Source organism: Kitasatospora sp. NPDC052896 (assembly GCF_044547075.1).
In the GTDB taxonomy this organism is placed as follows: Bacteria; Actinomycetota; Actinomycetes; order Streptomycetales; family Streptomycetaceae; genus Kitasatospora.
Window position 1 is genome coordinate 78,928 of record NZ_JBITZU010000028.1, and the last position, 10,430, is coordinate 89,357.

Genomic DNA, 10,430 nt, shown 5'->3' on the forward strand with positions numbered 1-10,430 from the left:
CCCGCTCTGCCCGGCTCCTCACGCCTGCGGGCCCGCGGGCGCCGGCGGCCTCACTTCACGGTCGTTCCGGTCGCCCAGAGCGCGGCCGCGGCGGCCCCGACCAGTCCGGCGCCGGTCGACAGCTCGGCCAGGCAGACCCGCAGGCCACGGACGTACGAGAGGGTGGCGTACTCGCTCAGCCGGGCCCGCAGCGGACCGAGCAGCAGGTCGCCGGACTGCGCGACACCGCCGCCGATCACCACCACGTCCAGCTCGACCAGGGTCGTGGTGGCCGCGATCCCGGCCGCCAGCGCCTGGCCGGCCCGGGCGAAGGCGGCCAGCGCCCGCGGGTCGCCCTCGCGGGCCGCGGCGGCCACCGCCACCGCGGTGGCACCGCCCGAGATGTCGACCAGTCCGGCGCTCTTGGGCCGCCAGCCCGCTGCCAACGCGTGCCGGGCGATGGCGGTGCCGCTGGCCAGGCCCTCCAGGCAGCCACGGCTGCCGCAGGGGCAGGGGTCGCCGTCGAGGTCCACGCTGATGTGGCCGATGTGGCCCGCGTTGCCGGTGGGACCTGGGTAGAGCGCGCCGTTCAGCACCAGTCCGCCGCCGACGCCGGTGGAGACCACCATGCACAGCGCGTTGTGGAAGCCGCGGGCGGCACCGCGCCAGTGCTCGGCCGCGGTCATCGCCACGCCGTCGCCGGTCAGCACCACCGGCAGACCGCCGACCAGCCGGCCGACCTCCGAGACCACCGGGAAGTCGCGCCAGCCGGGGATGTTGACCGGGCTGACCGTGCCGCGCACGGTGTCCACCGGGCCGGCGCTGCCGACTCCGACCAGGTTCACCCGGGCCCAGTCCGGAGTGGCCATCAGCTCGGCCAGCACCTCACCGAGCGCGCCCAGGACGGCCTCGCCGTCCTCCTTGGCCCGCGTCGGTCGCTCGGTCCGGTGGTGCAGCGAGCCGTCCTCGGCTCCCACCAGGGCCCCGGCGATCTTGGTCCCGCCGATGTCGACCGCCGCCACCAGCGCCTGGCCACTCTCCATCCGCCCGCCCCTCTTCCGCTCGGCACACCTGGCGGCCCGACCCTATCCCCTCCGGCACCGAACGCACCGCCGGTCCCACCCGCACGGTCCGCGCACTCCCGACCCCACGGCGCGCGGTACCCGGCGCGCTCCGGCCACCCGTCCGATCGAACCGGACGGTGCGTCAGATCCTCTTCGCCGCACCGGGATGCGGCCAGATCCTCGGTCGCGCCGGGGAGGCCCTCCCCCAGAAAAAGTGTTCGCATTTCATCGAACTATTCGCTAGCGTCGCTGCCATGACACCTCGCCCGCCCCGGGCCGGAACCCCGGGCACCCGCGCGTCCCTGATCACCGCCGCCGTGGCCGCCTTCATGGTCTCCCTGGACAGCACCATCGTGAACCTCGCCCTGCCCGTCCTGGGCCGGGAGCTCGGCGGCGGCCGGGCCGACGTCGAATGGGTGATGGACGGCTACACGCTCGCGCTCGCCGCCGTGATGCTCGGCGCCGGTGCCCTCTCCGACGCGCTCGGGGCCCGCCGGATCTTCCTGCTCGGCCTCGCCGTGTTCGGACTGGCCTCCGGCGCCTGCGGCCTGGCCGGGACGATGCCGGTGCTGATCGCGGCCCGGCTGGTGCAGGGCGTGGGCGCGGCGCTGTCGCTGCCCAGCTCGCTCGCGCTGGTGAGGGCCGGCGGCAGCTCACCGGCCGAGCGCGGCCGGGCGATCGCGCTCTGGTCGGCGGCCGGCGGCGTCGGGATGGCCGCCGGACCACTGATCGGCGGTGCGATCGTGGCCGCCGCGGGCTGGCGGTGGGTCTTCTGGATCAACGTCCTGGTCTGCCCCCTCGCGCTGCCGGCCACCGCGCTCCTCACCCGGCCGGTGCCGGCCCGGCCGCGCCGGCTCGACCTCGGCGGACAGCTCGCCGCCACCCCGGCCATCGCCGGCCTGGTCTTCGTGCTGATCGAGGGCCCGCGCCTGGGCTGGAGCCGGCCGGCGGTGCCGGTCGCGTCGGCGGTCTTCGTGCTGGGCGCGGCCGGTTTCCTTCTCGCCGAGCGGCGGGCGGCCGAGCCGCTGCTGCCGCTCCCGCTGGCCAGGAAGCCCGAGTTCGCCGGCTCGGCCGGGCTCGGCGCCCTGTTCAACTTCGCCTTCTACGGCCTGATGTTCGCGCTGAGCCTGCTGCTGCAGCAGGTCAGGGGCGACTCGCCGCTGACCGCCGGGCTCTCGTTCCTTCCGCTGACCGGCCTGATCACCGCGGCCAACCTGGTCGCGCCACGGTTGACCGCCCGACGCGGATCGACCTTCGTGCTGCTCGTCGGGCTCGCCCTGTTCGCCGCCGGGCTGCTCGGCACCGCGCTGACCGAACCGCTCTCCAGCAGCCTGCCGCTGCTGCTGTGCCTGCTGCCGGTCGGGTTCGGCGGCGGCCTGATCGTCCCCACGATGACCACCCGGCTGCTCGAATCCGCGCCACCGGAGCTGGCGGGCGCGGCCTCCGGCGCGTTCAACACCGCCCGGCAGGTCGGCGGCGCGGTCGGGGTCGCGGTCTTCGGTCCGCTGCTGGGCACCGGGAGCGAGCTCACCCAGGGGTTCCGGCTCTGCGTGCTGCTCTCGGTCGCGGCGGCCGCGCTGGGCGCGCTGATCAGCGCGACGGTGCTGCGCCGACGCCCGACCGAGCCGGCCCCCGGGACCGCCGAGGCCCCCGCCGGGCAGGCGCCCGCCGGCATCCGCTGAGCCTCACTCCTCCAGCAGGCGCTTCTTCAGCACCTTGCCGAGCGCGTTCCGCGGCAGCTCCTCGACCAGCACCACTCGGCGCGGTCGTTTGTGCACCGACAGCCGCTCGGCGACGAAGGCCGTGAGCTGATCGCCGGTCACCGGTCCGGCCGGTATGACGAACGCGACCACCGCCTGCCCGAGGTCCGGATCGGGCGCGCCCACCACGGCGGCGTCCGCGACCGCCGGGTGGTCGCGGAGCGCCGCTTCCACCTCGCCCGCGCCGATCTTGAACCCGCCGCTCTTGATCAGGTCCACCGAGGCCCGCCCGACGATCCGGTGGAACCCGTCCGGCCCGATCACCGCCACGTCGCCGGTGCGGAACCAGCCGTCCGCCGTCCAGGCCTCGGCGTTGGCCTCCGGGCGGTTCAGGTAACCGTCGAACAGGGTCGGCCCGGCGACCTGGAGTTCGCCGACGGTCTCCCCGTCGCAGGGCAGCGGGGTCCGGCCGTCCTCGCCGACCAGCCGGGTGCGCACCCCCGCCACCGGCTGTCCCACGCTGCCCGGCCGGCGCTCGCCGTCGGCCCGGGTGCTGACCGTGATCAGCGACTCGGTCATCCCGTAGCGCTCGATCGGCGCCAGGCCGGTCAGGTCGGTGAGCCGCTCGAAGACCGGGACGGGCAGCGGCGCGCTCCCCGAGACCAGCAGCCGGGCCCCGCCGAGTGCCCGGGCCGCCGCGGGATCGGCGGCGATCCGCGACCACACCGTGGGCACCCCGAAGTACAGGCTGCCGGCGGCCGCGGCATAGCCGGCCGGGGTCGGCCGCCCGGTGTGCACCAGCCGGCTGCCGTGCCGCAGCGCGCCGAGCACACCCAGCACCAGACCGTGCACGTGGAACAGCGGCAGCCCGTGCACCAGGGTGTCGTCCGGGCTCCAGGCCCAGGCCTCGGCCAGCGCGTCCAGGTCGGCGGCCAGCGCCCGGCGGGAGAGCAGCGCACCCTTCGGCGGCCCGGTGGTGCCGGAGGTGTAGAGCACCAGCGCGGTGCGCTTCGGGTCGGGCTCGGGCCAGCTGCCCGCCAACCGCTCGGCCGGGTCGACGACCAGCCGCTCCGGGCCGGCCGCGCCGTCGTCGGTCTCCTCGCCGGCCGCCACGGCCAGCAGCTCGGCGCCCGAGTCGCGCAGGATGTGGCCGCGCTCCACCGGCCCGGCGTCCGGCGGCACCGGAACCACGGGCACCCCGGCCAGCAGCCCGCCGACCACCGCGACCACGGTCTCCACCGTCGGCCGCGCGGACACCGCGACCGCCGAGGCGCCCGCCACCCGCCGGGCCACCGCGCCGGCCGCGCCGAGCAGTTGCTCGCGGGAGAGCGCGTGGTCGTCGATCCGCAGCGCGTCGGCCGCGTCGCCGTACCCGCCCTGAAGTGCCGTCAAGAGATCCACAACGGCACTCTACGGGCCGGGGCCGCCGCCCCGGAAGCGGCAACCGGTTGCCGGTCCGTGGGAAACCCGGGAAACCCGCCGGGAAACGCCGGGGCGCGCCCACCGGACAGGTGGACGCGCCCCGGCGGTACGGACGGCTCGATCAGCCCTTGCGGGCCTTGACCTCGGCGGTCAGCTGCGGCAGCACCTGGAACAGGTCGCCGACCACGCCGTAGTCCACCAGCTCGAAGATCGGCGCCTCGCTGTCCTTGTTGATGGCGACGATGGTCTTCGAGGTCTGCATGCCGGCCCGGTGCTGGATCGCACCGGAGATGCCCGCCGCGACGTACAGCTGCGGGGAGACCTGCTTGCCGGTCTGGCCGACCTGGTTGCTGTGCGGGTACCAGCCGGCGTCGACGGCGGCACGCGAGGCGCCGACGGCCGCGCCGAGCGCGTCGGCCAGCTCCTCGACCACCGAGAAGCCCTCGGCGGCACCGACACCGCGGCCACCGGAGACCACGATCGCGGCCTCGGTCAGCTCCGGGCGGCCCGAGGAGACCCGCGGGGTGCGCGAGGTGACCTTGGCGGCGTTGCCGGTGAAGGCGACGGTGACGTTCTCCACCGTGCCGGCGGCCGGGGCGGCCTCGGGGGCGACGGCGTTCGGCTTGACGGTGATCACCGGGGCGCCGTGCGTGACCGTGGACTTCACCTGGAACGAGGCGGCGAAGACCGACTGGGTGGCGACCGGGGCGCCGTCGCCGGCCTCCAGGTCGACCGCGTCGGTGATGATGCCGGAGCCCAGCCGCAGCGCGACCCGGGCCGCGATCTCCTTGCCCTCGCCGGACGAGGTGACCAGCACCGCGGCCGCGTCGGCGGCCTTGGCGATCTGGGCCAGCGCGTCCACCTTCGGGACCACCAGGTAGTCGGCGAACTCGGCGCCGTCGGCCACGTACACCTTGGCGGCACCGAACTCGGCGGCCTTGGCGGCGATGTCGGCCGCGGCGGCACCCGCGCCCAGGACGACCGCGGAGGGCTCGCCGATCCGGCGGGCCAGGGTCAGCAGTTCGAGAGCGGGCTTGCGGACCGCGCCGTCGGCGTGGTCGACCAGGACGAGAATCTCACCCATTGCTCAATTACTCCTCTTGCGATTCCCGGCTGCCCGTTCCCGGGCAGCCGCCACGTCCAACGGGTCAGATGAACTTCTGCTCGGCGAGGTAGGCGGCGAGCTGCTTGCCGCCCTCGCCCTCGTCCTTGACGACGGTGCCGGCGGTGCGGGCCGGGCGCTCGGTGATGGTGCCGACCGCGGTCCAGGAGTTCTCCAGGCCGACCTCGTCGGCGTCGAGGCCCAGGTCGTCCAGGTCGTACTTCTGCACCGGCTTCTTCTTGGCGGCCATGATGCCCTTGAAGGAGGGGTAGCGCGCCTCGCCCGACTGGTCGGTGACCGAGACGACGGCCGGCAGCGCGGCCTCGACCAGCTCGGTGGCGGCGTCGCCGTCCCGGCGGCCCTTGACCACGCCGCCCTCGACCGAGACCTCGGAGAGCAGGGTGACCTGCGGCAGGCCCAGCCGCTCGGCGAGCAGCGCGGGCAGCACGCCCATGGTGCCGTCGGTCGAGGCCATGCCGCAGACGACCAGGTCGAAGCCGGTCTTCTCCAGGGCCTTGGCGACGATCGCGGAGGTGGCGATCACGTCGCTGCCGTGGATGTCGTCGTCGTTGACGTGGACGGCCTTGTCGGCGCCCATCGAGAGCGCCTTCTTCAGCGCGTCCGAAGCGTCGTCCGGGCCGACGGTGAGGACGGTCACCTCGGCGTCACCGGACGCCTCGGCGATGCGCAGCGCCTGCTCGACGCCGTACTCGTCCAGCTCCGACAGCAGGCCGTCGACGGCCTCCCGGTCGGTGGTGGTGTCGTCCGCGAAGCGACGGTCACCGGTCGCGTCGGGCACGTACTTCACACAGACAACGATCCTCAAGCTCACGGCCTGTCTCCTGTACTGGTCTGGTCCGGCGGCTGCGGCGGTGCAACGCACGGGTGCGCACGCAGGCGGCCCCCGCTCCGGGCAGCGCTTACCTGCTGTCCGAACGGCACTTCCGGCAGCATACTCGGCGCCATCCCGCCATGGTTACTCGTCAGTATCTAAATACCGGTCGCCCACATCTTGCCGCACGATCGGGGCTTTCCAACGCCTGATCATTGTGACGAAGCTCTCTGCCTCAGCGGCCCGACAACCCGCCGGTCGCCGGTGTCCCGATCGCGGCCCCGAGCGCGGCGATCACGTCCGCCCGGCGCGGCTGTCCGGAGGCCCTGCGGACCACCCGGCCGCCGGCGTCGAGCACCAGCACGGTCGGGGTCCGCACGATGCCGAGCCGGCGGACCAGGTCCAGCTCGCGCTCGGCGTCGATCTCCAGGTGGGCGACCCCGGGCACCATGCCGGCGACCTCCGCCAGCACCCGGCGGGTGGCGCGGCAGGGCTGGCAGAAGGCGGTGGAGAACTGGACGAGCGTCGCGCGTTCCCCCAGCGGCGCCGAGCCCAGCTCGACGGCGGACAGCAGCACGACCTCGTCCTCTCCGCGCGCCCCGGGAGCGCGCAGCCTCGTTCCACGCCGGGCCCGACCCGGTGGGCGACTCCAAGTCTGCGGTAGGCGCGCCACCGGCCCGCCGGCGGGGCGCCGGCCGCCGAAGGGACCGTGTGACGACAATCTCCCCGCCGCCAGGCATGCCCAGGTGACAGATCGCACCCGTTCGGGGGACCATCGTTCGCAGAATCACCCGTGGCAGCCGCGGCGTGCCGCGCCCCGGGCCCGGTCGGACCGGTTGGCGCGAGTACCGCCGGACCGGGCCCAGGCCCGGAAGAAGAAGTAGGGCTGATCGTGGCAGAGTTCGTGTACCCCCCGGTGATCCGGACGGCGCTGGCCGTCTTTCGCGCGCTGGACGTGCAGATCGAGATCGTGGGTGCCGAGCACGTCCCCGCCACCGGCGGCGCCGTCCTGGTGAGCAATCACATCAGCTACCTGGACTTCCTCTTCGCCGGCCTGGGCGCTTACCAGGGCGGTCGGCGCAAGACCCGCTTCATGGCCAAGGACGACGTCTTCCGGCACCGGATCTCCGGCCCGCTGATGCGCGGCATGAAGCACATCCCGGTCGACCGCACGGACGGTCAGCCCGCGTACGAGGCCGCGGTGCGCGCGCTGCGCGCCGGCGAGGTGGTCGGGGTCTTCCCCGAGGCGACCATCAGCCGCTCCTTCACGCTGAAGAAGTTCAAGACCGGCGCCGCCCGGATGGCCGCCGACTCCGGCGCCCCGCTGCTGCCCGTGGTGCTCTGGGGCACCCAGCAGCTGTGGACCAAGGGCCGGCCCAAGACGCTCACCAAGCGCCACGTCCCGGTGGTCATCATGATCGGCGAGCCGATCCACCTGGCACCCACGGACAAGCCGGTGATGGTGACCCGGCGGCTGCGCGCCGCGATGACCGAGATGCTCGACGAGGCCCAGCGCCGCTACCCCGGCAAGCCGTCCGGACCGGACGACACCTGGTGGCTGCCCGCCCACCTGGGCGGCAGCGCGCCCACCCTGGAGGTCGCCGAGGCCGAGGACGAGCAGGAGGCCGCCGCCAAGGCCGCCCGCCGGTCCGCCGCGGCGGAGAGCCAGGGCTGACCGGAACACCCCGTCCGGGCCCGAACGGCTGACAGTACTCTCCCGGCCGGGCCGACGGCGACATTCCGTGCCCGGCCGACCATACGGAACCGGCCAACGTCCACACCCAGGTGACCGGCCGCCCGCGCCATGCGCGGGCGGCCGGTCATCGGCTTTTCCCGGCTACTCCGGCTGCCGACCGGACAATGGATGGCTGGAAAGCGCCCGTGAAATCGCGAATATGACAATGACATTTTCGCCACCCGGGAACCGTCAGTAGCCTTCCGTGTCGGAGGCACCACGCGATGTAGTACTCCGAGTGCCCCCGCGTGCCCGCAACCCTCACCCCTCCCCCACGAAGGAGCCCGTGTGCCGGGGATCGACGCATGCCTGTCCGCAGCGATGGCCATCGCCGGGGCCCGCGGCGTGAGCCTGATCGACTGGAGCAGCGGCCTCGTCCTCGGCACTGCCGGCGCCAGCCCGACCGGCGACCACGAGGAGACCGCGGCCGAGGCCACCGACCTGGTCAGGGCGGCGGCCGAGAGCCCCACCTTCACCGACGTCGAGAACGCGGTCACCCCACTGCAGGACATCATCGTCACCGCGGGCCACAGCTACCACCTGCTCTGCTTCATCGGCACCGTCTTCGACAGCCGGTTGATCCTGCATCTCTGGCTCGACCGGGCCGAGGGCAACCTGGCCGCCGCCCGGTTCCGGTTGCAGTCCATCTCGGAGGAGCTGGTGCTGGGATGAGCGTCCGTCAGCCGCCGGGCGGTTCCGGGCGGTCCCGATGACCCCGGCGGCGTTGCTCGGTGGCCAGCCACTCACCGAGACGATGGAACGACTGGCCGGCACCCGCGCCACCGGTGCCCTGCACAGCGTGGCCGGCACGGTCTACCTCGCCGAAGGAGCGGTGGTGCACGCCGAGAGCACCCGGGCGACCGGGCTGGCCGCGCTGCTGACCACCTCCGGCCGACTGCCCGTGGACACCTGGCGGGAGACGCTGCGCGTCTTCGGCCCCGAGCACCGGGTCGGCCGGATGCTGGTCGAACGAGGCCACCTCACCCAGGGCGAGCTGGAACTCTGCCACCTCGTCGAGCTGTACGACGCGGCCTTCTTCACCCTCAGTGCCCGGTCCGAGCCGGTCTCCTTCGAGCCCGGCGCCGAGCACTGGCTCGGACCGGTCCGCACGGTGAGCGCACGCGAGCTCCGGCACGAGACGATCCGCCGGCACGACCTGCTGGAGCGGATCTGGCCGGGGTCGCAGGTCGACATCGAACCGGTGGTTCCCATCGAGCACCCCGGCCGGGCCGGCCGCCGGACCGGTCCACGGCTCGGCGAGCTACTGGACCACGCCGACGGCCGAAGAACCCCGGCCGACCTGGCCAGGCTGCTGGGCCGCTCGGCCTACGCGACGTTGGTCGACGTCCGCCGGCTCGCCGCCGCCGGGCTGGTCGCCGGACCGCCCGCTCAGCCCGCCTCGGCGCCGCGGCCGCTCAGCCCGCCCGATCCCGTCCCCGACGGCTCCCCCGCCTTGCAGCGCCGGACGCCCGGGGCCTCGTCGCGCCGCCCGCGGGAGCCACTGTCCGGGTACGAGCCCGACACCGCTCTGCTGATCCGAATACGAACCGCACTGGAGGCCCGACCTTGACGCCCTGTCCGTCCGCAGCCAACCGCTCGTGGCCATGAGGCGGGCACTCAAGCAGCGCGCCGGGAGGAGACAGCTGATGGCGGTGGAGACCGACCTCCTGGCCGAACTCCGCGCGCTGCGCCAACGGGTACCGCACCTGGCGGGTGGCCTGGTGGCCAGTGTGGACGGCCTGCTGCTCGCACACGACACCCATGACACCGAGCCGGCCGGGCTGGCCGCGCTCACCGCCGCGGTGCTCGGGGTGGCCCAGCGACTGGCCGACGCCACCGGCCAGGGGGAGTTCCGGGAGTCGCTGGTGCGCGGGGAGCACGGCTACGTCGCCGCCTACGCGGCCGGGGTCGTCTGCGTCCTCACCGTCCTCGCCCACCCGGACGTCAATGTCGGCCGCCTGCACCTGGAGGCCCGGCGGTCGGCAGGGCGGATCGGTGCCCTGCTCGACGACGCCGCCACCAATCGACCCGTCATCAGAAACCACCAAGGAAGCGAGAGTTGACATGACCGATCCAGACGGCGCACTCCGCCAGGCGATGAGCACGATCGAAGGTGCGATCGGCTCGGCACTGGTCGACTACGGCAGCGGCATGGCGCTGGCCACAGTGGACGGTGGTGGCGGACTCGACCTCAACGTGGCCGCGGCCGGGAACACCGACGTGATGCGCGCCAAGATGCGCACCATGGACATGCTCAACCTGAAGGAGGGCATCGAGGACATCCTGATCACCCTGAGCAACCAGTACCACCTGATCCGGCCGCTCACCGCGCGTTCCGGCAAGGGCCTCTTCCTCTATCTGGCGCTCGACCGACGGCGCGCCAACCTGGCCATGGCGCGCCACCAGCTGGCCAGGATCGAGAACGACCTGGAGGTCTGACACCGCTCTCGGCGAGAACGCGAGAAGCCCCTCCCGGTCTCCCGGAAGGGGCTTCTCTGAAGAATTGTTCGGCGGCGTCCTACTCTCCCACAGGGTCCCCCCTGCAGTACCATCGGCGCTGTAAGGCTTAGCTTCCGGGTTCGGAATGTAACCGGGC

Annotated in this window: 11 protein-coding genes and 1 rRNA gene; 6 read left to right on the forward strand and 6 right to left on the reverse strand. The window is 73.7% G+C overall.

Features of this window, described 5'->3' with window-relative positions; genetic code table 11:
* Window positions 1-50: 50 nt before the first annotated feature.
* Window positions 51-1,022 (reverse strand): ROK family protein, encoded by a 972-nt coding sequence (locus tag ACIGXM_RS32900; protein ID WP_396567418.1) that lies wholly within the window; start codon window positions 1,020-1,022, stop codon window positions 51-53.
* Window positions 1,023-1,297: 275 nt separating this feature from the next.
* Here ACIGXM_RS32900 and ACIGXM_RS32905 point away from each other — a divergent pair, with 275 nt between their 5' ends.
* Window positions 1,298-2,725 carry an MFS transporter gene (locus ACIGXM_RS32905; protein WP_396567419.1) on the forward strand — a complete coding sequence of 476 codons (1,428 nt, stop codon included), beginning with the start codon at window positions 1,298-1,300 and terminating at the stop codon, window positions 2,723-2,725.
* 3 nt (window positions 2,726-2,728) lie between these two features.
* On the opposite strand, the gene ACIGXM_RS32910 is transcribed toward ACIGXM_RS32905, so the two are convergent.
* The 4 genes from ACIGXM_RS32910 to ACIGXM_RS32925 all read right to left on the reverse strand — a co-directional run bounded on the left by ACIGXM_RS32910 (window position 2,729) and on the right by ACIGXM_RS32925 (window position 6,712).
* A complete protein-coding gene (locus ACIGXM_RS32910; protein WP_396567421.1) occupies window positions 2,729-4,144 on the reverse strand; it encodes an AMP-binding protein in 1,416 nt (471 codons plus the stop codon).
* A 142-nt stretch (window positions 4,145-4,286) separates the two neighbouring features.
* Entirely contained in the window at window positions 4,287-5,249 is a 963-nt protein-coding gene (locus tag ACIGXM_RS32915; protein ID WP_396567423.1) for an electron transfer flavoprotein subunit alpha/FixB family protein, read from the reverse strand.
* Between the two features lie 64 nt (window positions 5,250-5,313).
* Complete coding sequence (locus tag ACIGXM_RS32920; protein WP_396567425.1) at window positions 5,314-6,099, reverse strand: electron transfer flavoprotein subunit beta/FixA family protein; 786 nt, start codon at window positions 6,097-6,099, stop codon at window positions 5,314-5,316.
* Between the two features lie 235 nt (window positions 6,100-6,334).
* Window positions 6,335-6,712 (reverse strand): TlpA family protein disulfide reductase, encoded by a 378-nt coding sequence (locus tag ACIGXM_RS32925; RefSeq protein WP_396567447.1) that lies wholly within the window; start codon window positions 6,710-6,712, stop codon window positions 6,335-6,337.
* A gap of 279 nt (window positions 6,713-6,991) precedes the next feature.
* Here ACIGXM_RS32925 and ACIGXM_RS32930 point away from each other — a divergent pair, with 279 nt between their 5' ends.
* The 5 genes from ACIGXM_RS32930 (at window position 6,992) to ACIGXM_RS32950 (ending at window position 10,273) form a co-directional block, all read left to right on the forward strand.
* A complete protein-coding gene (locus tag ACIGXM_RS32930; RefSeq protein WP_396567427.1) occupies window positions 6,992-7,774 on the forward strand; it encodes a lysophospholipid acyltransferase family protein in 783 nt (260 codons plus the stop codon).
* A gap of 348 nt (window positions 7,775-8,122) precedes the next feature.
* On the forward strand, window positions 8,123-8,506 hold the full coding sequence (locus tag ACIGXM_RS32935; RefSeq protein WP_396567429.1) for a hypothetical protein: 384 nt from the start codon (window positions 8,123-8,125) through the stop codon (window positions 8,504-8,506).
* Window positions 8,507-8,543: 37 nt separating this feature from the next.
* A complete protein-coding gene (locus ACIGXM_RS32940) occupies window positions 8,544-9,404 on the forward strand; it encodes a DUF4388 domain-containing protein (protein WP_396567431.1) in 861 nt (286 codons plus the stop codon).
* Between the two features lie 34 nt (window positions 9,405-9,438).
* A complete protein-coding gene (locus ACIGXM_RS32945; protein WP_396567433.1) occupies window positions 9,439-9,897 on the forward strand; it encodes a roadblock/LC7 domain-containing protein in 459 nt (152 codons plus the stop codon).
* 1 nt (window position 9,898) lies between these two features.
* Entirely contained in the window at window positions 9,899-10,273 is a 375-nt protein-coding gene (locus tag ACIGXM_RS32950; protein WP_396567435.1) for a hypothetical protein, read from the forward strand.
* 66 nt (window positions 10,274-10,339) lie between these two features.
* Here ACIGXM_RS32950 and rrf read toward each other — a convergent pair.
* Window positions 10,340-10,430 (reverse strand): 5S ribosomal RNA (gene rrf / locus ACIGXM_RS32955); the annotation flags it as partial.

Bases quoted from the DNA above. Each gene is read 5' to 3' on its own strand.
- ACIGXM_RS32950 (WP_396567435.1), top strand. From the start codon at position 9,899: ATGACCGATCCAGACGGCGCACTCCGCCAGGCGATGAGCACGATCGAA.
- ACIGXM_RS32945 (WP_396567433.1), top strand. From the start codon at position 9,439: ATGAGGCGGGCACTCAAGCAGCGCGCCGGGAGGAGACAGCTGATGGCG.
- ACIGXM_RS32940 (WP_396567431.1), top strand. From the start codon at position 8,544: ATGACCCCGGCGGCGTTGCTCGGTGGCCAGCCACTCACCGAGACGATG.
- ACIGXM_RS32905 (WP_396567419.1), top strand. From the start codon at position 1,298: ATGACACCTCGCCCGCCCCGGGCCGGAACCCCGGGCACCCGCGCGTCC.
- ACIGXM_RS32915 (WP_396567423.1), bottom strand. From the start codon at position 5,249: ATGGGTGAGATTCTCGTCCTGGTCGACCACGCCGACGGCGCGGTCCGC.
- ACIGXM_RS32900 (WP_396567418.1), bottom strand. From the start codon at position 1,022: ATGGAGAGTGGCCAGGCGCTGGTGGCGGCGGTCGACATCGGCGGGACC.